This is a genomic window from Burkholderia sp. LAS2 (assembly GCF_018417615.1).
Taxonomy (GTDB): Bacteria; Pseudomonadota; Gammaproteobacteria; order Burkholderiales; family Burkholderiaceae; genus Burkholderia; species Burkholderia sola.
Map to the genome: position 1 here is coordinate 261,218 of NZ_CP071054.1, position 20,730 is coordinate 281,947.

At 67.8% G+C, this 20,730-nt stretch carries 16 protein-coding genes; 11 read left to right on the plus strand and 5 right to left on the minus strand.

Features of this window, described 5'->3' with window-relative positions; all coding sequences use genetic code 11:
- Nucleotides 1–89: 89 nt before the first annotated feature.
- Both proP and JYG37_RS30350 read right to left on the minus strand, forming a co-directional pair.
- Nucleotides 90–1,559: a glycine betaine/L-proline transporter ProP gene (proP, locus tag JYG37_RS30345; protein ID WP_089490089.1), complete on the minus strand. Its 1,470-nt coding sequence runs from the start codon at nt 1,557–1,559 to the stop codon at nt 90–92.
- 277 nt (nt 1,560–1,836) lie between these two features.
- Complete coding sequence (locus tag JYG37_RS30350) at nt 1,837–2,865, minus strand: DNA topoisomerase IB (RefSeq protein WP_089490088.1); 1,029 nt, start codon at nt 2,863–2,865, stop codon at nt 1,837–1,839.
- 373 nt (nt 2,866–3,238) lie between these two features.
- Here JYG37_RS30350 and JYG37_RS30355 point away from each other — a divergent pair, with 373 nt between their 5' ends.
- Genes JYG37_RS30355 through JYG37_RS30375 form a run of 5 tightly spaced genes read left to right on the plus strand, consistent with a single transcriptional unit; the run spans nt 3,239 to nt 8,222 of the window.
- The gene (locus JYG37_RS30355; protein WP_006481192.1) at nt 3,239–4,201 is read left to right on the plus strand and encodes an ABC transporter substrate-binding protein; all 963 of its coding nucleotides are present in this window, start codon (nt 3,239–3,241) and stop codon (nt 4,199–4,201) included.
- Nucleotides 4,202–4,261: 60 nt separating this feature from the next.
- The gene (locus tag JYG37_RS30360) at nt 4,262–5,776 is read left to right on the plus strand and encodes a sugar ABC transporter ATP-binding protein (protein ID WP_124630070.1); all 1,515 of its coding nucleotides are present in this window, start codon (nt 4,262–4,264) and stop codon (nt 5,774–5,776) included.
- A complete protein-coding gene (locus JYG37_RS30365; protein ID WP_050013545.1) occupies nt 5,773–6,816 on the plus strand; it encodes an ABC transporter permease in 1,044 nt (347 codons plus the stop codon). Before JYG37_RS30360 ends, JYG37_RS30365 begins: the two co-directional genes overlap by 4 nt.
- Nucleotides 6,813–7,901 (plus strand): galactofuranose ABC transporter, permease protein YjfF, encoded by a 1,089-nt coding sequence (yjfF, locus tag JYG37_RS30370; protein ID WP_124592614.1) that lies wholly within the window; start codon nt 6,813–6,815, stop codon nt 7,899–7,901. The genes JYG37_RS30365 and yjfF overlap by 4 nt, the downstream gene beginning before the upstream one ends.
- A gap of 15 nt (nt 7,902–7,916) precedes the next feature.
- On the plus strand, nt 7,917–8,222 hold the full coding sequence (locus JYG37_RS30375) for a hypothetical protein (protein ID WP_235356196.1): 306 nt from the start codon (nt 7,917–7,919) through the stop codon (nt 8,220–8,222).
- 34 nt (nt 8,223–8,256) lie between these two features.
- Here the strand turns inward: JYG37_RS30375 and JYG37_RS30380 are convergent, their stop codons facing one another.
- Together JYG37_RS30380 and JYG37_RS30385 are read right to left on the minus strand one after the other, a co-directional pair.
- Nucleotides 8,257–10,611 carry a sensor histidine kinase gene (locus JYG37_RS30380; protein WP_124630071.1) on the minus strand — a complete coding sequence of 785 codons (2,355 nt, stop codon included), beginning with the start codon at nt 10,609–10,611 and terminating at the stop codon, nt 8,257–8,259.
- Entirely contained in the window at nt 10,604–11,437 is an 834-nt protein-coding gene (locus tag JYG37_RS30385; RefSeq protein ID WP_124592616.1) for a response regulator transcription factor, read from the minus strand. The genes JYG37_RS30380 and JYG37_RS30385 overlap by 8 nt, the downstream gene beginning before the upstream one ends.
- 1,473 nt (nt 11,438–12,910) lie before the next feature.
- Here JYG37_RS30385 and JYG37_RS30390 point away from each other — a divergent pair.
- The 3 genes from JYG37_RS30390 (at nt 12,911) to JYG37_RS30400 (ending at nt 18,274) form a co-directional block, all read left to right on the plus strand.
- Complete coding sequence (locus tag JYG37_RS30390; protein ID WP_213346937.1) at nt 12,911–16,846, plus strand: YadA-like family protein; 3,936 nt, start codon at nt 12,911–12,913, stop codon at nt 16,844–16,846.
- Nucleotides 16,847–16,977: 131 nt separating this feature from the next.
- Complete coding sequence (locus JYG37_RS30395) at nt 16,978–17,640, plus strand: OmpA family protein (RefSeq protein WP_050013647.1); 663 nt, start codon at nt 16,978–16,980, stop codon at nt 17,638–17,640.
- A gap of 316 nt (nt 17,641–17,956) precedes the next feature.
- Complete coding sequence (locus JYG37_RS30400) at nt 17,957–18,274, plus strand: hypothetical protein (protein WP_050013540.1); 318 nt, start codon at nt 17,957–17,959, stop codon at nt 18,272–18,274.
- A 266-nt stretch (nt 18,275–18,540) separates the two neighbouring features.
- On the opposite strand, the gene JYG37_RS30405 is transcribed toward JYG37_RS30400, so the two are convergent.
- Complete coding sequence (locus JYG37_RS30405) at nt 18,541–18,729, minus strand: hypothetical protein (protein ID WP_050013539.1); 189 nt, start codon at nt 18,727–18,729, stop codon at nt 18,541–18,543.
- Nucleotides 18,730–19,040: 311 nt separating this feature from the next.
- Between JYG37_RS30405 and JYG37_RS30410 the strand changes: the two genes are divergently transcribed.
- From JYG37_RS30410 to JYG37_RS30420, 3 genes are all read left to right on the plus strand, one after another.
- Nucleotides 19,041–19,256: a DUF3820 family protein gene (locus tag JYG37_RS30410; protein ID WP_213346939.1), complete on the plus strand. Its 216-nt coding sequence runs from the start codon at nt 19,041–19,043 to the stop codon at nt 19,254–19,256.
- A 148-nt stretch (nt 19,257–19,404) separates the two neighbouring features.
- Nucleotides 19,405–19,914: a DUF1269 domain-containing protein gene (locus JYG37_RS30415; RefSeq protein ID WP_124555199.1), complete on the plus strand. Its 510-nt coding sequence runs from the start codon at nt 19,405–19,407 to the stop codon at nt 19,912–19,914.
- A 216-nt stretch (nt 19,915–20,130) separates the two neighbouring features.
- Nucleotides 20,131–20,646, plus strand: a complete 516-nt coding sequence (locus tag JYG37_RS30420; protein WP_124679188.1) for a hypothetical protein — start codon at nt 20,131–20,133, stop codon at nt 20,644–20,646.
- Nucleotides 20,647–20,730 lie beyond the last annotated feature (84 nt).

A 20,730-nucleotide genomic window follows, 5' to 3' on the forward strand; every position in this document is an offset into this window, starting at 1 on the left:
TGGCAAGCCCGTTGCCCATTCGAACGATCGCGCGAACGGCGACGCCCGCGCAAGCCGCGCGGCGTCGCATCGGCCCGCAGAGGCCCGCGTTACGCGCGCTCGCTGATCGCCGTGAACTTGCGGTCGCGCACCCGCGCTTCGTCGGCGCCGCCGTGCACGAGGCTCAACGCTTCCGCGCGGCTCGCGACGCACGGCCCGGAGCCAAGTAGCGGCTGGCGCGCGGTTTCGCGCAGCGCGAGCACCGACACGATGCCGATGAACGACGCGCCCATCAGGTAGTACGCGGGCATCATCAGGTCGCCGGTGCGATCGACCAGCCACGCGGCGACGAGCGGCGTCGTGCCGCCGAACAGCGACACCGACACGTTGAAACCGATCGCGAGCGCGCCGTAGCGGATCCGCGTCGGGAAGAGGGCAGGCAGCGCCGACGGCATCACGCCCGTGAACGTCGACAGCAGGATCCCGTAGATCAGCATCCCGCCGAAGATCGGCAGCATGCCGCCGGTGCGGATCAGCATCAGCGCCGGCACCGACAGCGCGAGCAGGCCCACGCAGCCGGCCATCATCACCGGCTTGCGGCCGATCTTGTCGGACAGGTGCCCGGCGTACAGCGTCATCGGCATCATCAGCACCATCACGAGCAGCACCATGAAGAGGCCGTGCGATTCGCGCACGTGCAGCGTCGCCGACAGGTAGCTCGGCAGGTACGACAGCGCCATGTAGTCGGTCACGTTGAAGATCAGCACGAGGCCGACGCATTGCAGCAGCGGCTTCCACTGTTCGACGAGCAGCGTCGCGAAGCGCTGCTTCGGCCGCGCGCGCTCGTCCGCTTCGCGTGCTTCGGCCTCCTTCTGGAAGGCCGGCGTTTCCTCGAGCTTGAGCCGCACGTAGAGGCCCACGAGGCCGAGCGGGCCGGCGATGAAGAACGGCACGCGCCAGCCCCATGACAGCAGCGCTTCCTGCGACAGCGTGGCCGTCAGCAGCGCGACCGTGGCCGCGCCGAGCGTATAGCCGATCAGCGTGCCGAACTCGAGGAAGCTGCCCATGAAGCCGCGACGCTTGTCGGTCGAGAACTCGGCGATGAAGGTCGCCGCGCCGCCGTATTCGCCGCCGGTCGAGAAGCCCTGCACGAGGCGGGCGACGAGCAGCAGGATCGGCGCCAGGATGCCGATCGACGCATAACTCGGGATCAGGCCGATCGCGAAGGTGCCGACGGCCATCATGATCATCGTCGCGGCGAGCACGCGCTGGCGGCCGATGCGGTCGCCGAGCGGCCCGAACACCATGCCGCCGAGCGGACGCACGAGGAACGCGGCCGCGAACGTGCCGAAGGTCGCGAGCAACTGCGCGGACGGGCTGCTCGACGGGAAGAACACCTTGCCGAGCGTGACGGCGATATAGCTGTAGACGCCGAAGTCGAACCATTCCATCGCATTGCCGAACGCCATCGCGCCGACCGCGCGCTTGAGGACGGCCGGGTCGACGATCGTGATGTCATCCAGCTTGATGGACTGGCGCGAAGACCGGGTTTTCGCGGGGCGCGCTTGCGATGAACTCAATGATCTCTCCTGGAATGGCCTTGGCGGCGTGGCCGGCGGGAATGCAGCGGGGGCGTGCGGGCCGACGGACAGCGAAGGCGGATGTCTCGGGGATGCCTCGATGCCGGTGGCGTGACGCGCGCGGCGGACGACACCGGGCAGGTGTGTTGTGCGAACCAGTTTAGAGAAACGGGCGCGAGCGGCTATCGGTCATGCGCCCGGAACCCGGTGGTAAACGACACGCGGGGAAGCAGCGATGCCGATCGCGCCCCGGTGGGCGCAGGCGCGGCGTGGACGGTCATCTCGCCGGGCGCCGGCTCGCGGAGACCAGCAACGCGACGAACGCCGCTTCGTCCGCGCGCAGGCCGCGCGGCGTACGCCGGACCGCGAGCGCGGCGAGCGTGCCCGCCTCGAACGCGTCGAGTACAGCCGGATGGATGTAGCAGCGCCGGCACACGGCCGGCGTGTTGCGCAGCAGGTCGGCCACCGCGCGCACGGTCTCGACGATCTGCTTGCGCGCATGCGTGACGCCGCGATGCTCGATGCGCCGCAGCAATCCGAGCGCGTGCACGCTGCCGGCCCAGGTCCGGTAATCCTTCGCGGTGAAATCGGCGCCGCCGGCCTCGCGCAGGTAGTCGTTCACGTCGGACGACCCGACCGGATGGCGTACGCCGTCGTCGTCCACATACTGGAACAGCTCGTGCCCGGGCAACTCCGCGCAGCGCCGGACGATCCGCGCGACCCGCGCGTCGTCGACCGTCACGTCGTGCTCGATCCCGCTCTTGCCGGCAAAGCGCAGCCGCACCTGGCCGGGCTGGATCTTCAAATGGCGCTTGCGCAGCGTCGTCAGCCCGTACGAGCCGTTTTCGCGCGCATATTCCGCGTTGCCGATCCGCGCGAGCGTCGTATCGAGCAAGCGGACGATCGTCGCGACGACCTTGTCGCGCGGCATGCCCGGCAGCGCCAGATCGCGCGCGACGCGGGCGCGGATACGCGGCAGCGCCCGCGCGAACGCGGCCATCCGCGCGTACTTGTTCGCATCGCGGGTTTCCCGCCATTGCGGGTGATAGCGGTACTGCTTGCGGCCGCGCGCGTCGCGGCCCGTCGCCTGCAAGTGGCCGAGCGGGTCGGCGCAGATCCACACGTCGGTGTACGCGGGCGGGATCGCGAGCGCGTCGATGCGGGCGATTTCCGCGGCATCGCGAATCCGCATGCCGTCCGGCCCGTAGTACGCGAAGCCGTTGCGCAGCCGGCGGCGCGTGTAGCCGGGCTGGCGGTCGTCGACATGGCGCAGCGCCGCGACGGCGCTCGAAGCGGGCCGCTTCATGTCGCGACGCGCCGGCCGGCGGCGGCGGTGCGCGGCGACCCGCGCTCACGGGCAGCGATCATGCTTGTCTCCTTGGGTTCGCGTGAAGGGCGCTCGCCTGGCATGGGGTGCGAACAGCCATTGCGACGGAGCAAGAACCGTGCGCCGCCGCGCCCGGCCTCGCTCGCGTGGTTAGGTGTTTATACGCATGCCGATTCCGGCATCGCCCCAATCCAATATTTCATTGGAAGGTTATCGGACTTGTTCCTAAACTGATGCGGGGCCTGTATACCGCGCCGGCACGACACGCCGGCCGGGGCAGCCCGATCCGCGCCAGCGCCACGCAGAAACACAACAGCGCCGCGGCACACAACGACATCATCGGAGACGGACCATGACATTCATCAGGAAGCTCGCGGCCGGCGCGATCGTCGCCGCGGCGACGGTGCTGGCAGGCGGCGCGCACGCGCAGCAAAAGCCGATCACGCTCGGGTTCTCGCAGGTCGGCGCGGAAAGCGCGTGGCGCACCGCGAACACCGTATCGGTGAAGGGCGCGGCGAAGGACGCCGGCATCAACCTGAAGTTTTCCGACGCACAGCAGAAACAGGAGAACCAGATTCGCGCGATCCGCTCGTTCATCGCGCAGAAGGTCGACGTGATCGCGTTCTCGCCGGTCGTCGAATCGGGCTGGGAGCCGGTGCTGACCGAAGCGAAGGCCGCGCATATCCCGGTGATCCTGACCGACCGCGGCGTCGACGTGAAGGACCCGTCGCTGTACGTGACGATGATCGGCTCCGACTTCCTCGAGGAAGGGCGGCGCGCCGGCCACTGGCTCGAAGAGCGCTACAAGAACGATGCGGGCCCGATCAATATCGTCGAGCTGCAGGGCACGGTCGGTTCCGCGCCGGCCAACGACCGCCGCGCGGGCCTGCTCGAAGTGATCAAGAACAATCCGAAATTCAAGGTCATCGCATCGCAGAGCGGCGACTTCACGCTCGCCGGCGGCAAGCAGGTGATGGAAGCGTTCGCGAAGACCTACGGCAAGCAGATCAACGTCGTCTACGCGCACAACGACGACATGGCGCTCGGCGCGATCCAGGCGATGGAAGAGGCCGGCATCAAGCCCGGCAAGGACGTCAGCGTCGTGTCGTTCGACGCGACCAAGGGCGGCTTTCAGGCGATGGTCGCGGGCAAGATCAACGTCGACGTCGAATGCAGCCCGCTGCTCGGCCCGCAACTGATGACCGCGGTGAAGGACGTGGTCGCCGGCAAGCAGTTGCCCAAGCGCATCGTGACCAACGAGACGGTGTTCCCGATGAACGTCGCGGCGCAGGTGCTGCCGACCCGCAAGTACTGACCTGTCCGCCCGGGCGGCGGCCGCGCGGCCGCCGTCCGGCGACGCTTCGAGGGAGGATGCATGCAGAGTCCGCCGGTGGTCGAGATGATCGGCATCGACAAGTCGTTTCCGGGCGTCAGCGCGCTGCAGCGCGTGGACTTCCGGCTGTTTCCGGGCGAGATCCACGCGCTGATGGGCCAGAACGGCGCGGGCAAGTCGACGCTGATCAACGTGCTCACCGGCGTGCATGCGCACGATGCGGGCGAGATTCGCGTCGGCGGCGCGCCGGTGAATTTCGCCGCGCCGCGCGAGGCCGAGGCGGCCGGGATCCAGACGCTGTATCAGGAAGTGAACCTCTGCGCGAACCTGTCGGTCGCGGAGAACATCTTCGCGGGCCGCCAGCCGATGCGGCGCGGTGCGATCGACTGGAAGACGATCCACGCACGGGCGCGCGACGCGCTCGCCGAACTCGATCTCGCGCTCGACGTCACGCGTTCGCTCGATTCGTATCCGATCGCGGTGCAGCAGATGGTCGCGATCGCGCGGGCGGTGTCGGTCGACGCGCGCGTGCTGATTCTCGACGAACCGACGTCGAGCCTCGACGACGGCGAGGTCGCGCGGCTGTTCGACGTGCTGCGCCGGCTGAAGGCGTCGGGTATCGCGATCCTGTTCGTCACGCATTTTCTCGAGCAGACCTATGCGGTGTCCGACCGGATCACCGTAATGCGCAACGGCGAGCGCGAAGGCGAGTACCTCGCGCGCGACCTGCCGGTCGACGTGCTGGTCGCGAAGATGACCGGCCGCGAGCGCATGTCCGAAACGTTGCAGGCCGGCGCCGCCGCGGTCGAGCGTACCGCCGCGGCCGATGCGCCGTTCCTGTCGATGCAGCAGGTCGGCCGGCGCGGGATGATGAGCGCGCTCGATCTCGACGTGCGCCCCGGCGAGATCGTCGGGCTGGCCGGGCTGCTCGGCTCGGGCCGCACCGAAACCGCGCAACTGGCGTTCGCCGCCGCGCGCCCCGATACCGGCGCGATCGAGATCGACGGCGCGCGCAAGCGGCTCGCGTCGCCGCACGACGCGGTGCGCAACGGGATCGCGTACTGCCCGGAGGATCGCAAGAAGGAGGGTATCGTCGCCGCACTGTCGATCCGCGAGAACATCGTGCTCGCGCTGCAGGCGCGGCGCGGCTGGTGGCGGCTGATCGGTCGGGCGCGCCAGCGCGAGATCGCGGACACGTATATCGCGCGGCTCGGCATCAAGGCGCGCGACGCGGAGCAGCCGATCGGGCTGCTGTCGGGCGGCAATCAGCAGAAGGTGCTGCTCGCGCGCTGGCTCGCGACGGACCCGAAGCTGCTGATTCTCGACGAGCCGACGCGCGGCATCGACGTCGCCGCGAAGTTCGACATCATGGAGCGCGTGCTCGCGCTGTGCGCGCAGGGGCTTGCGATCCTGTTCATCTCGTCGGAGATCGGCGAGGTCGTGCGCGTGAGCCACCGGATCGCGGTGCTGCGCGACCGGCGCAAGGTCGCGGAGCTGAGCGGCGCCGATGCGTCCGAGGAACAGGTTTACCGGTTGATCGCAGGAGGCCAGGCATGACGTGGCTACGCACGCTGTTTCGTCATTCGCTCGCGTGGCCGGTGCTGACGCTCGTGCTGCTGTTCGCGCTGGACGTCGCGCATCGTCCCGGTTTCCTGTCGATCGCGCTGCTCGACGGCCATCTGTTCGGCGCGCCGATCGACATCCTGAATCGCGCGGCGCCGCTCGTGATCGTGTCGCTCGGCATGACGCTCGTGATCGCGACGCGCGGGATCGACATCTCGGTCGGCGCGATCGTCGCGATCGCCGGCGCGGCGGCCGCGACCGTGCTGGAGGCGGACCCGTCGCAAGTCGGCACGGCGCTGGTCGCCGCGCTCGGCGTCGGGCTGCTGGCCGGCGCGTGGAACGGGCTGCTCGTCGCCTTCGTCGGGATGCAGCCGATCATCGCGACGCTGATCCTGATGGTGGCCGGGCGCGGCATCGCGCAACTGCTGACGGGCGGCCAGATCATCCCGATCGGGGCGCCCGGCTACCTCGCACTCGGCGGCGGCTATCTCGCGACCGTGCCGTGCGCGGTGTGGATCGCGCTGGCGACGATCGGCGCGATCGCGCTGCTGGTGAACCGCACGGCGCTCGGGCTGTTCATTCGCGCGATCGGCGTGAATCCGGTCGCGACGCGGCTCGTCGGGCTGCGCTCGGGTGCGATCGTGTTCGGCGTGTATCTGTGCTCGGGCGTGATGTCCGCGCTCGCGGGCATCCTCGCGAGCTCGAACGTGCGCAGCGCCGACGGCAACAACGCGGGGCTGCTGCTCGAACTCGACGCGATCCTCGCGGTCACGCTCGGCGGCACGTCGCTGCTCGGCGGCCGCTTCAGCCTCGCGGGCTCGGTGCTCGGCGCGCTGATCATCCAGACGCTCACCTACACGACCTATTCGATCGGCGTGCCGCCGGAGGCGACGCTCGTCGTCAAGGCGGTCGTCGTGATCGTCGTGACGCTGATCCAGTCGGACGCGGCGCGCGCGCTGCTCGTGCGGCATGCGTCGCGGCTGCTGCCTTCCGCGCGATCGCGCGCCACCACCACCGGAGCGACGCCGCGATGACCCGTTTCCTTGGCCGCCTCGCCGATCCGCGCACGCTGCCGATCGTCGTGACGATCGTGCTGTTCGCCGCGCTGTTCGGCTTCGGGTCCGTGATGTACACGGGCTTTTTCTCGATGCAGGTATTGACCGGCCTGCTCGTCGACAATGCGTTCCTGCTGATCGTCGCGATCGGGATGACGTTCGTGATCGTGTCGGGCGGCATCGACCTGTCGGTCGGCTCGGTCGTTGCGCTGACAACGATCTTCTGCGCGGTCGGCGCCGAACGGCTGCACTGGCCCGTGTGGGTGATCGTGCCGCTGGTGCTCGCGTTCGGCGCGCTGTACGGCGCGGCGATGGGCGCGTTGATCCACTACTTCAAGCTGCAGCCGTTCATCGTCACGCTCGCCGGGATGTTTCTCGCGCGCGGCGCGTGCTTCCTGATCACGACGCAGTCGATCACGATCAATGCGCCGGCGTTCCATGCGATCGCGGGCATCAGCGTGCCGCTCGGCAGCGGCATGCTGAGCGCCGGTGCGCTGATCGCGCTCGCGACGCTGGCCGTCGCGATCTACGTCGCGCATTTCACGCGCTTCGGCCGCAACGTGTATGCGGTCGGCGGCAACGAACGCTCGGCGCTGCTGATGGGCTTGCCGGTCGCGCGCACGAAGGTCGGCGTCTATGCGCTGAGCGGTTTCTGTTCGGCGCTCGGCGGCGTGGTGTTCACGCTCTACGTGCTGTCGGGCTACGGGCTGCAGGCGCAGGGGATGGAGCTCGACGCGATCGCCGCGACCGTGATCGGCGGCACGCTGCTGACGGGCGGCGTGGGCTACGTGATCGGCTCGGTGTTCGGGGTCGGCATCCTCGGCACGATTCAGGTGCTGATCACGTTCGACGGCACGCTGAGCTCGTGGTGGACGCGGATCGTGATCGGCGCGCTGTTGTGCGTGTTCTGCGTGCTGCAGCGGGTCATCGAGCGGCACGCGACGCGGCGCCGCACCGGCGGCACGGGGCTCGGCGCGCAGCGGCCGACGCAGGCCGCCGCGCCCGCGCGGCCGGCGCCGCCCAAGGAGGACATCGGGCTGGTATCGACGATGCGGCGATCGTAGTGCGACCGACTACCCTTGCGCGAGGAGAACACGATGAAGCGCGATGATCTGACGACGGGCATGGCCGATGCGCTGGCCGTCGAGCATGGCCGTCGGCCGCTGCTCGACCTGGGCGACGCGCGCGACTGCCGGATCGTGGCCGACGCGCTGCGGGTGCTGCTGCGCGAGCGCTCGGAAGCGCTGGCGTTCGCGATGCGCGTGGCCGACGAGCATGGCCGGCCGCGCCCGGATGCCGGCGAATTCGGCTTGACCGACATCATTCGGCTGGCCCGCGTGGTCGAGCGGGCCGATCGGCGGCGCGCGGGAATCGCGGTGGAGTGACGCGCGCGGCCGCATGCCGCCTGCGTCCGCGCCGTCACGCCGGCCCGGTCGTGTCCGCCTCGGTGTCGAACGACGTATCCGCGACGCGCGTGCGTTTCAGCGAGCCGGCCAGTCTTCCGATCGCCGGCAAGTCCAGCGCATCGAGGTGCGCGCGCACTTCCCGCGCGAACGGCGCATGGTCCGGCTCGTCCGCATACTGGCCGAGCCATTCCTCGATATCGGTCAGCCGGCCCTCGCCGGCGAGCGCGATCAGCTCGGCGAGCGCGTCGGCGGGCGGGCAGTGCATCGCGGGCGCGGCGCTGGCCAGTTCCGCTTCGACGGCGGGATCGAACCGCCTGACGAGCCCCGACGCCGGCGCGAGCGCATGGCCGAGGGCCGGCGCGACGACCGCGAACGAGAACGTCGTGCCGACGCCCGGCTGGCTCGCGACGGCCAGCTCGCCGCCCATCGCGGCGACGATGCGCTGCGCGATGAACAGGCCGAGCCCGGTGCCGCCGTTCACCGCCTGCACCTGCTGGTACGCGCGGAAGATGTCATCGGTCGCGCCGATGTCGATGCCGATGCCCGTATCGGCGACCTCGAACAGCAGGCGCCATGCATCGCCTTCGCGCGACGCGTGAACCGACAGCGCGACCGTGCCGTCGCGCGTGAATTTCGATGCGTTCGACAGCAGGTTCAGCAATACCTGTTGCAGGCGAATGCCGTCGATCCGCACCGTGCGCGGCAGCGCCGTGACCGGCCGATAGTCGAACCGGTTGTGCTGCTGCTCGCACAGCGCGGCCGCGTAGTGGCCGATGTCGTCCAGCAGCCCGGGCAGGTCGGTGCGATCGGGCGCGACGCCGAGCGGCTGGAGTTCGGCCTTCGTGAACGCGAGCAATTCGTCGATCAACGCGAGCTGATAGCGGATGCTGCGGTCGATCGACCGGATCAGCCGCGCCTGCCCGCGCGTCGCGCCTTGCAGCAGCAGCTTCGCGTAACCGTTGATCGTCGACAGCGGCGCGCGCAGGTCGTGGCTGACATAGCCGAGCGTCTCGATCTTCTGCTGCATGTGCGTCTTCGACTGCTGCAACGCTTCGTTGAGCGCCACCGTGCGCCGCGCGACCTCGTCGCGCAGCCGGTCCTGCTCGGTGAGCTGCCAGTGTTCGAGCCGCTTGCGTGCCTCGGTGCGCTGCCGGCCCACGTGATGGATCCACGCGGCCAGCACCAGCAGGTGCGTCGCGAGCCCGATGATCGCGATGACGGGGTTCGGAAAGACGTCGGAGTGGATCCATGACAGCACGGACGGCAACGCATCCCGGCCGTCGAGTATACGGATCAGCATGTTGAAGGTCGCGATCGCGATCGCGATCAGCATCACGCGGCCCGTCGGGGTGCGGCGGATCGCGAGCGTCAGCGCGACGCCGATGTCGAGCACCGACATCGCGGCGTTCAGCCACAGGCAGAACCGGGTGAAGGTCAGCAGATCGCCGACGGCGACGCCGGCCATGCCGATGCATTCGAGGACGAGGCACGTGACGAACAAGCCGCGCACCGGCAGCCGGGCCTTCTCGTCGTGCGCGACCTTCAGGATGAAGACGATGAACAGCGCGACCGCCAGGTACGCGAAGATCACCTCGCCGCGCGCGGACCATTCGTGCACGCCCGGCCACGGAATCAGCGCCGTATAGCCGCGGTACGTCGCCTCGAACAGCGTCGTGCACAGGCCGATCCCCGCCAGCACGTAAAACACGGCGTTGCGCGAGAAGAACCCGATCAACAGCGCGCACCAGACGAGCGCCAGCAGTCCGCCGAGGAAGCCGAAGTTCCACATGGCCGCGCGGACTTCCTGCGCATCCCATGCCAAGCGGGTGAACGCGAACGGCGCGAGCCGCATTTCCTTGCGTGACGTGACGCGGATCAGCACCGGCACGCTTTCGCCCGCCTGCAGCGTGACGTCCAGGGCCGGATAGCGGGACAGCAGCCGGCTCGCGTCGGTGTCGCCGTTGCGGGCGGTGGCAGGGAAGCGGCTGGCGGCGATCCACTGGCCGTTGCGGCCGACAAAGAAGTCGGCGCGGTCGACGCGTGCGTCGCGAATCGCGAGCACCAGCGGGTGCGCCGTGGTGTCGCGATTGACGAGCGTCGCGCCGACCCACCATGCCGATCGGGAGAACGTGACGTTGAACGACGGCCGGAGCGCGGCGGACGTGCCGCGTGCGGAATCGGCGAGCCGTGCAGCCACCGCGTCGGCGGACAGCGTCGCGCCGGTGTCTTCGAATACCGACACGGCTTCGAGTTGAGCGGGATTCGGCGCCATCGCGGCACGGGCCGTCGCGCACGTGACGGCCAGCGCCGCCAGAAGCAGGAGCAACGCGCGACATCCGGCCGTCCATGCCGCGGGGTGCCTACGCATCGCCGTGGCGCCCCCCCGGTGCGGCCGGCGTGTCGACCGCATGGCGCTGGCGCCGCCAGTCGGACGGCGTGATGCCGAAGCGTTCGCGGAACGCCGTCGCGAAATTGCCGGGCGTGGAGAAGCCGATTTCCTCGGCGATGTCGCCGATTCCCATCGACGTTTCCGACAGGAAGTGCATCGCGGCGCGTAGCCGCGTGTCGCGCAGGTACTCGAATACGGTCTGGCCGAGATGGTCGCGGAACACGCGCGACAGCCGCTTTTCGTGCGTGCCGACCTGCTTCGCGAGATCCTCGAGGGCCGGCGGATGGCGCAGGTCGCGCAGCAGCACGTCGCTCGCCGCGCGCACGAGCGTCGCGTCGGGGTTGTCAGGTAATTCGGGCAGGTGCGCGAACGGCTGGCTGCGCCGCACGCGCTTCAGGTGATTGCGGATGCGCGCGATGACTTCCGCCGGTTCAAAGGGCTTGACGATGTAGTCGATCGCGCCCGTTTCGAGCCCCGCGATCCGATCCTCGAGATCGCCCGCGGCCGTCAGGATGATCACCGGAATGGACTGCGTCGACGGCGTCGACGCCAGCAGCCGGCTCGCGGCGAAACCGTCCATGCGCGGCATGCGCACGTCCATCAGGATCAGGTCGGGCGCGATGGCCTGCGCACGGTGATAGGCCTGCAGCCCGTCGAATGCGACGCTGATCCGGCACTGCGCGGTGCGCAGGATTTCGGTCAGGAGCCGCAGGTCGTTCGGGCGGTCGTCGACGATCAGGATATGGGCGCCAGCGAGATCCGGCGTGGTGCGTGGCGACGCCGAACTGGACAAGCGGGATGACATGGTTGCGAACGCGTTGGAAGGGAGTGGCCTGTCAAATCGGGGCATCGCAATCTGGACGATTGTTGCGAAAAATTATATGTCGACAGCAGCGTCGATTGTGAGGATTCCGTGCGGCGCGTGGGGGCTTGTCGCGTGGGCGTCGCGGCTGCGCGGCGGTGTCGTCCCGCTCGTCGGGAAAATGAGTCGGAAAAATGTGCCGAATCGATTTATAAAATCCCGGTCTTTATTTCCGGTTAAATGACGGTTTGAATGGAATTGGCCCGAATGATGAATTAATGCAAGTAGTGTCGAATTCGATGATGACGGCGTAAATCGAAACCATCGATTCCTTGTCGTCGAATGAGCTTTGGTCGAATACAGGACGGCATTCGCCTTTCTGAAAAATCGGGTTTCCGTCTGATGTGTATGAATGTAAATGTCGTCCGCTCCGGAAAAGTATTTTTCCGCTGCAGAAAAGGTTTGTTTGGACGAATATCGGCACACTAGCCCCAACGTGGCTGGAATCGGTTTTTTGGACGCGTCCGGCCGCCATAAAAATTGCGGTCGCCGTCGCTTCGTGTGTGTCCCGTATTCAATTTCGTATCGATTGATGGCATTCCAATGGGGCGTTCGGACGATTACAAGAAGATAACGAGCACGAGGGTAATGAAAACGTCATCATTCGCGAAATTCACAGATAAACAAGATGAGTCGCGAAATGGCGGGGTGGGTCTGGGTGTGAGGCATCGGGCGAGAATAAATCGTCACGAAAATTCGATCGATTAATTCGATGCCGGGGTCGTTCGGTGAGTGGCCGGTTTTTCCGGGAACCCGGAAAGCCGGACGCCAGCCGGACGGAAAGGGGTGAGTGGCTTCGCGTGGGCCGCCGGGCGGATTGATCGATCCGACGGGCCGCGCGTGGCGCTCTATCGAATCAGGCGGATACGAAAAATATGAATACGACAAGCATGGCAGGTCAGGGTGTCGGGTCGATCGATCCGGTGCCGGCCGTCAGCGTCAGCGATCCGGCGGCGAATGCTTCAGATGCGGGGACAGCATGGCGCCTTTCGCCGCCTGAATGAAAGATGACGGGCCGCCCGCGATGCGGGCCGGCGTCCGTTCGTCCTGCGTCCGAGCGACGCTTTTCCAATGAGACTCGAAGTCGCCCCTCGGCGGGTGCGACGGTGTGCGCGCGTGCGGATTCGCGACGCGTCGTGCGCCGTGTCGCCGCCGGGCAGGCGATGTCGACTTCCGTGAATCGATAACCGGCTTTTCGCCGTCGCGCATCGTGCCGAACGGGCATGCGCGGCGATCTGTCGTGCACTCGCGATGTAGGGCGAGCGTGTCGGGCAACGTTGTTCGTGGTTTTGATTAGTTATGCGAAGTGAGAGGCGAGACGTCGCGAGACAGGCAAAAGCGCAGAGGGTCCGCGCTGCGCCTGACGCCGCGTTCGCTGTTGCGTCATCCAGCACATGAGAACCGAGGGAATACAAGATGAACAAGTCGTTCAAGTCGATCTGGAACGAAGCATTGGGGGCCTGGGTTGCGGCTTCGGAGCTTGACCGGGCACGCGGCAAGCGTGTCGCATCGTCGCTCGACGCGTCGGCGCATGCCGCGAGCGCGGGCGGTTCGACGCATGCGAGTATGCCTACGCCGCGACGGCTCGCCGTGCTGATGGCGTCCGCGTATCTCGCGTTGTTCCATGTGGGCGCCCATGCGCAGTACGCACCGGATGGCGGTACCGCGAACGGCGGCGTGACATCGATCTCGATCGGCGTCGGTTCGACTGCCGCGCAGCAGAATTCCACCGCCCTGGGCAACCTGTCGACGGCGCAAGGCGTGTCGGCCACGGCGCTGGGCCCGGGCGCGCATGCGATGGCGGATGCTTCGACGGCCGTCGGCATCAACGCGCAGGCGACCGGCGTCAACAGTTCGGCGCTCGGCGTGCAGGCGATCGGTTCCGGTGACTACTCGGTCGCCATCGGCAACCTGTCGAGCGCGACTCAAAGCGGCACGGTCGCGATGGGCAGCGGCGCGGCGGCGACCGGTGTGTCCGCCATCGGGTTGGGCAACAACGCGCTGGCGTCCGGTCAGTACGCGGCGGCGGTGGGGCTCGGTGCCAGTGCGGCGGGTGCGCAGAGCGTCTCGCTCGGCTATGCGTCGCATGCCACGAACACGGGCTCCGTCGCGCTCGGCAACCAGTCGACCAGTACGGGCGCGGCAGGCGTGGCCGTTGGCAGCGGGGCGCTGACGACCGGTAATTCCGGCGTCGCGATGGGCGTCAACAGCGGCGCGAAGGGCACCTCGTCGATCGCGATCGGCTGGGGCGGCACCGCCGGTGTGCCCGGCTCGGGCACGCAGTCGCTCGGCACGAGTTCGATCGCAATGGGCTCGAACACGTCGGCCGGCGCGGACAATGCGCTGGCATTCGGCCTGAACGCGAATGCGTCGGGCCTCAGCTCGATCGCGATGGGTGTGCAGGCGACTGCAACGCAACAGTTCGCGACGGCGCTCGGCAATCTGTCGCTGGCGACCGGCGTTTCGTCCAGCGCGCTGGGCCCCGGCGCGACGGCGTCGGCCACGAATGCGACGGCGGTCGGCATCAACAGCGTCGCGGCGGCCGGGTCGACCGTCGCGATCGGCGATTCGAACTCGGTCGCCGCCACCGCGGGGGCGGGCTCGATCGCTGGCGGCAACAACTCGAAGGTGCTGGGCGGCATCGGTGCCGTCGCGCTCGGCCTGGGCCAGACGGTGAGCGGCAACGGCGCGGTCGCGATCGGCGATCCGAGCAGCGCGATCGGCACCGGCGCGGTCACGATGGGCTCGAACAACACCGCGAACGGTGACGGCGCGGTGGCGATCGGCAATACGAACAACGCGCAGGGCACGGGTTCGCTCGCACTCGGCAATACGTCGACGGCAGCGGCGGCGGGGGCGGTCGCGTTCGGCGCGTCGGCCGTGGCCAACAACGCAAACGATGTCGCGCTCGGCTCGGGATCGACGACGGCCGCGCCGAACCCGACGGCCAGCGCGGTCATCGGTGGCGTCACGTACAACTTCAACGGCGTCAACCCGACCAGCGTCGTCAGCGTCGGTAAAGCGGGCAGCGAGCGCCAGATCACCAACGTCGCGGCCGGGCGGATCAGTTCGGCGAGCACGGACGCGATCAACGGCTCGCAGCTTGCCGCGACGAACACGGCGCTCGATTCGCTGTCGACGTCGACGGCGTCGAGCATCACGTCGTTGTCCACGTCCACGTCGACCGGCATTAGTTCGTTGTCCACCGGTTTGAGTTCGACCAACAGCACGATCACGTCGTTGTCCACGTCGACGTCGACGGCCGTCGATTCGTTGTCCACCGGCCTGAGCTCGACCAACAGCAACCTGACGTCGTTGTCCACGTCGACGTCGACCGTCGTCGGCTCGCTGTCGACCGGCCTGAGTTCGACCAATAGCACGATCACGTCGCTGTCGACGTCGACGTCGACCGTCGTCGGCTCGCTGTCCACCGGCTTGAGCTCGACCAACAGCACGATCACGTCGCTGTCCACGTCGACCTCGACCGTCGTCGGCTCGCTGTCCACCGGCTTGAGTTCGACCAACAGCAACCTGACTTCGCTGTCCACCGCCACGTCGACCGGCATCGGTTCGCTGTCGACCAGCCTGAGCTCGATCACGAACAACAACACGAACCTCGGCAACAGCACGGCCGGCGCGATCGGCGGCGGCGCCACCTACGATCCGACCACCGGCACGATCTCGTCACCGTCGTACGTGACGTACAACAGCGACGGCTCCACCACGATCAACAACAACGTCGGCTCGGCGATCGACAACATCAACGCGAACGGCATCAAGTACTTCCACGCGAACTCCACCGCGCCGGACAGCCAGGCGCTCGGCCTGGACAGCGTCGCGATCGGCCCGAACGCGATTTCTCGCGTGGACGGCAGCATCGCGCTCGGCTCCGGTTCGGTGGCCGACCGCGCGACGGCGCCCGCCTCCGGCATCATCCGCAACGGCAGTGCGTCGATCCCGTTCGACACGACCGACCAGACGCTGCTCGGCGCGGTATCGGTCGGCGATGCGACGAACCGGACGTACCGCCAGATCACCAACGTCGCCGACGGCACCGGCCAGCAGGATGCGGTGACGGTGCGCCAGCTGACCGGCGCGCTGCAGTCGTTCGCGGTCACGGGCCAGAAATATTTCCACGCGAACTCGACGGCCGGCGATTCGCTCGCGGTCGGCGCGGAATCGATCGCGGTCGGGCCGACGACGGTCGTCAACGGCGACAACGGCGTGGGCATCGGCAACGGCGCGATCGTCGACCAGACCGCGCCGGGCGGCATCGCGATCGGGCAGGCGGCGAGTGCCGCGCAGGCCGATGCGATCGCGCTGGGCAGCGGCGCGACGGCGACCGGCGCGCAGTCGGTCGCACAAGGCGCCAACGCGGTGGCGGTCAGCGTGGGCAGCGTCGCGCTCGGCTCGGGGGCGCGCGGCAGCGCGACCGATGCGCTTGCGCTCGGCGCAGGGGCCTCGGCGACATTCGCGAACAGCGTCGCGCTCGGCGCCGGTTCGCTGACCACCGTCGGCGCGCTGACGAACTACGTCGCGTACGGGCTGAGCAGCCCGCAGTCGTCGGCCGGCGAAGTGAACGTCGGCAACCGGCAGATCACCGGGCTGGCCGCCGGCAAGAACGGCACGGACGCGGTGAACGTGTCGCAGCTCGATTCGGTCGCGAACCAGCTGACGACGTTGATCGACCAGCGCACGACCAACCTCGGCGGGCAGTACACGACGAACCCGCCCGGCGGCAACGTGCCGCCGGGGGCGAGCGGTTCGAATTCGTCGGCGGGCGGATCGGGGGCGGTCGCGTCGGGCTCGAACAGCACGGCGGTCGGCAACAGCTCGACGGCGTCCGGCAACGGCTCGACCGCGATCGGCGTGGGGTCGACCGCATCGGGCAACAACTCGACCGCGATCGGCGCGGGCAGCAACGACGGCGGCCGCTCGAACGTGGTCGCGGTCGGCTCGGCGGATTCGGCGCGGCAGGTCGTGAACGTCGCGGCCGGCACGCAGGGCACCGACGCGGTGAACGTGAACCAGCTGAATGCGGTATCGAACCAGTTCACGCAGTCGCTGAACACGGTGAACAACCAGCTCACGCAGATGCAGCAGCAGATCCAGCAGACCGACTCGATGGCCCGCGAGGGGATTGCCGCGACCGCCGCGATGGCGTCGATCCCGCACATGGACCGCGATTCGAACTTCGCGATGGGGGTCGGCACGGCGACGTTCCAGGGGCAGAAGGCGATGGCGGTCGGCGTGCAGGCGCGCGTCACGGAGAACCTGAAGGCGACGCTGAACGGCGGTTTCGCCGGCAGCCAGCGCGTGGTCGGCGCGGGCGTGCTGTATCAGTGGAAGTGATCGCGCGCAGCGGTTCGTTCCGGCACGCGTTGCCGGATCGGGCCGCGCCGAACGCAAACGCAAATGCATGCGCGTGCGGTCGCGTCATCGCGCCGCGCACGCTGCGCCCATCGCATTCTCGGAGTAATCAAGTGAAAAACATCCATCTTGCCCTGCTGACGTCCGTCGTTGCCCTCGCGGGTTGTTCGAGTGCGTCGGGGCCGACGTACAACGCGTACGAACTGCAGTCGCGAAACGGCATCCGGACGTTCCAGGTCGACTGTCACGGCATCCTGTCGACCGCGAAGACCTGCATGAAGGTCGCGACGCGCATGTGCGGCAACGAGCCCGTGCGCCTGGTCGACACCACCACGCCGTACCGCGACGGCGCCGATCCGCATTCGATCGTGTTCCAGTGCGGTGCGGCGCTCGCGCCGGCCGCCGCGGTCGTTGCGCCGGCGCCCGTGTCGGCCGAGAAGGTGAGCCTGACCGGCGATGCGTATTTCGCGACCGACTCGGCCGTGCTGACGCCCGCGGCCACCGCCGCGCTCGACACGCTGCTGAACCGGCAGGGCGACCGGCATTTCTCGCGCGTGGAAGTGGACGGCTATACCGACGCGACCGGTTCGGATGCGCACAACCAGGCGCTGTCGAAGCGCCGGGCGGATGCGGTCGCGGGGTATCTGCGCGAGCACGGGCTGAAAGCGGATGCGTTCGCCGCAACCGGTCACGGCGAAGCCAATCCGGCGGCGTCGAACGATACCGCGGAGGGGCGCGCGCGCAATCGTCGCGTGGAAATTTCGCTGCGGAAGTGAGAGGTTGTCAGCGAATGGCTGCGGGCGTGGCCGTCGAAACCGGACGGCTCGCTTGCGGCAGGCGCCGTCCGGAGACGCAGGCGGGTGAGTCCCGACGCTCTCCAGTTCAGCGACACGTGTTTTCCCCAAGGGAAATGAGTGGTATGAACAGCTCGCGGCTCCCCGACAAACTGGCCGAGCCGCTGAATGACCGGCCCAGGCTGCTGTTCGCCTGTCGAGCCCATACGTTTGATCCGCCGCAAGCGCGCACCCATCGCGGCTCGCATGTTCGCAATGGACGAGTACACTGAGGATGCCGTAGAAACAGGAGAATGCGATGATCGACGCTGGCCCCCAAAGCACCTTCCGAGGGCTGCCGCTGACCGTGGAGCAAGACGCGGAAGTGAGGCACTACATCAAGGATCGGACCCGGCGTGGGCTGCCATGGGACACGTCGGAGTTGAGCGCGATGCTCGAGGACATGCTGCATCCCCCTGGCGACGGCGACAGCGATGTCGCCTCCGACGCAGACGAAACCATCGCGGCGGCCGAGCGCGCAACGGCGTCGGTTGACGAAGCGATGGACCCGATCGAGGCGAATGAGGAGTGGAATGCGGCCATGGAGTCGGAGGGCATGAAAGGCCCCAGACGATAGATAAATCGGAGCAACGACGCTCCGGTTCCCGGCAGCGCCGCATACGAGGCGTGCGCGCCGGATGCCGGGCGTTTCAGGAAAGGCGCGTGCGCCGTACACGGTGGGACTGTTGATGCGCAGGGCGACCCCATCGCGAGAATCACGACACGCAATTCGTCCGTTCGCAGGGAATTTCGTACGCAGCCGATCGCGCCACCGATGTCACATGGCGCCAGCGGAGCCGCCAGCCGCATCACGTCGCCGAGCGCCCGGAAGCGGGCGCCATGTCAGTGCCTGAGCACGCAGACGGCGACGATTTCGTATCCGGGATCGGCATGCGCGTGCGCTGCCTTTTCCGCTTCTTCGTACGAAAGAAACGACGTGGCATCTTCAACCGCCGGTGCCATGCCGATATCGCCATCCTCGGCGGTACACAGGAATTGCTCGCCAGTCTTCACGACGTAGACGGACAACATGATTCCCTCCATCGTTTGCAGGGGGAAGTTCCAGTCTAGCAGGCCGGAAACGGGGCGCGGGCGGTTTGGAGCGGCCTTTCCGTGAGGTCGTTGCCGAAAGGGCGGCCGCGTCGAATGTCCGTGCGTCAATCCGGCCGGCGCATCCGGATTCACCGAGGCTTGATCCGACGGGCAACCGGCGCCGCCGGCCGGAGGTGATCGATGGCCGTCACGCTGGAACTGCGTCACGATTCGGCCTCCCGTGAAGGGTCGAATCCGGCCTTCGATCGCTCGGCCCCCGATGCGAGCGGAAAGCCGTGCACAATACCCGCATGCAAACCCCAGACCTTGAACAACTCGTCACCGTCACCATGTCCTTTGGAAAATACAAGGGACGGCCGATTGCCGACCTGCCCGGGCCTTACCTGAATTGGCTGGCCCGCGAAGGGTTCCCGCACGGAGAAATCGGCCGGCAGCTTGCGTTGATGCACGAAATCGATCACAACGGCCTGCGGCACCTGTTGGAGCCGTTGCGCAAACGCGGATAGCCCCCCTCTCAATCAGCGGCGCATGCCTTGGCATGTCACGCGGGCGCATCGCGCATGCATCGCCGCCGTATGGCCCGCGCGCACCTGGCGCGCCGCCGATGCTGACATAGAATGGAAAGTGCGATTGATTGCAAAAAGGGGTGTCAACATGAGACGCCTTTATTTCCTCGTACCCGATACGCTGATGGCGAAGGCGATCGTCGATGACTTGCTGCGCGCGCGCATCATCTGGCGCCACATCCACGTCCTCGCGAATCACAGCGTCACACTCGATCAGTTGCCCGAAGCATCGTTGCTGCAAAGCAGCGATGTCGTGCATGCGCTCGAGCGCGGCGTCGCGCTCGGCGGTGCGGCCGGTGCGCTGATCGGCCTCGTCGCGCTGGTATTTCCGCCGGCGGAGCTCGTGATCGCGGGCGGCGCCGTCGTCGGGTTGACGTTGGCAGGAGCGGGTTTCGGGGCGTGGACCGCCGCGATGATCGGCATCTCCGAGCCGAATGCGCGACTCCAGCGATTTCGCGACGCCATTCAGGAAGGCCAGATCCTGATCATGGCCGACGTGCCGGCATCGCGAGAGCAGGAAATCGAAGAGATGGTCGCGCGGCATTTTCCGAACGCGGACCTGGAAGGCGCCGAGCCGACGACACCGATCTTTCCCTGACGCGCGACAGCAGGCCGGCCCGCCCGACACGCGGGTGCATCGACGCGTCGCGTCGAACGCACGGCCGCCACCGCGGGCCGCGCGCGGAGCGGGCCGTTCGCACGTTGCGCCGGCAACGCTGCCCGCCATGCCGAATCGCGCAAGGGACGCCGGCCCGATGCGCGTGACGCCGTCGGAACCGAAGCGTCGACGTCGAATCGTCGACAAGGAGGTCGTATGGAACTGCACATTCGATCGCACCATTGGGCGCGTCGTACGCCCGACTGGGTCGCCGCTGCCGTGGCGGGTCTCGCGGGCGGTGCGCTGGTGATCGCGCTGGAATTCGTCTGGTCGACGCTCGTGCTCGGCGCAAGCCCCTGGCAACCGACACACAAGATCGCGGCGATGGTGATGGGCCGCAGCGCGCTCAGCCAGATGACGCAATTCAACCTTGAAATCGTGGCGATGGCGCTGCTGCTGCACTACGTGCTCGGCGCGATCATGGGGATGATGCTCGCCGCGGTCATGGCGCCGTTCCGCCTCGATTCGAGCGTGGGCATGGAAGCCGCCATCGGGCTGGCGTTCGGGATCGTCGCGTATGGGTGGAACTTCTACGTCATGACGGCCGTGTTCCCGTGGTTCGTCTCCGAGCGGGGGGGCGGGCCGTTGCTGGCCAACCTGTTGTTCGGCGTGGTTGCGGCCATTACCTACGGCAGGCTGGAACGATTGCGCAAGCGGAACGTGGACGACTGACGCATCGCGTTTCCCGCCGCGCCGACCTTGAATACGCGGCGCCCGCGGGAGACGCGGAACCCGGTGTCGGCGGCTCCGGAGAGC

Bases quoted from the DNA above. Each gene is read 5' to 3' on its own strand.
- JYG37_RS30350 (WP_089490088.1), bottom strand. From the start codon at position 2,865: ATGAAGCGGCCCGCTTCGAGCGCCGTCGCGGCGCTGCGCCATGTCGAC.
- JYG37_RS30355 (WP_006481192.1), top strand. From the start codon at position 3,239: ATGACATTCATCAGGAAGCTCGCGGCCGGCGCGATCGTCGCCGCGGCG.
- JYG37_RS30360 (WP_124630070.1), top strand. From the start codon at position 4,262: ATGCAGAGTCCGCCGGTGGTCGAGATGATCGGCATCGACAAGTCGTTT.
- JYG37_RS30365 (WP_050013545.1), top strand. From the start codon at position 5,773: ATGACGTGGCTACGCACGCTGTTTCGTCATTCGCTCGCGTGGCCGGTG.
- yjfF (WP_124592614.1), top strand. From the start codon at position 6,813: ATGACCCGTTTCCTTGGCCGCCTCGCCGATCCGCGCACGCTGCCGATC.
- JYG37_RS30380 (WP_124630071.1), bottom strand. From the start codon at position 10,611: ATGCGTAGGCACCCCGCGGCATGGACGGCCGGATGTCGCGCGTTGCTC.
- JYG37_RS30385 (WP_124592616.1), bottom strand. From the start codon at position 11,437: ATGTCATCCCGCTTGTCCAGTTCGGCGTCGCCACGCACCACGCCGGAT.
- JYG37_RS30390 (WP_213346937.1), top strand. From the start codon at position 12,911: ATGAACAAGTCGTTCAAGTCGATCTGGAACGAAGCATTGGGGGCCTGG.
- JYG37_RS30400 (WP_050013540.1), top strand. From the start codon at position 17,957: ATGATCGACGCTGGCCCCCAAAGCACCTTCCGAGGGCTGCCGCTGACC.
- JYG37_RS30405 (WP_050013539.1), bottom strand. From the start codon at position 18,729: ATGTTGTCCGTCTACGTCGTGAAGACTGGCGAGCAATTCCTGTGTACC.
- JYG37_RS30410 (WP_213346939.1), top strand. From the start codon at position 19,041: ATGCAAACCCCAGACCTTGAACAACTCGTCACCGTCACCATGTCCTTT.
- JYG37_RS30415 (WP_124555199.1), top strand. From the start codon at position 19,405: ATGAGACGCCTTTATTTCCTCGTACCCGATACGCTGATGGCGAAGGCG.
- JYG37_RS30420 (WP_124679188.1), top strand. From the start codon at position 20,131: ATGGAACTGCACATTCGATCGCACCATTGGGCGCGTCGTACGCCCGAC.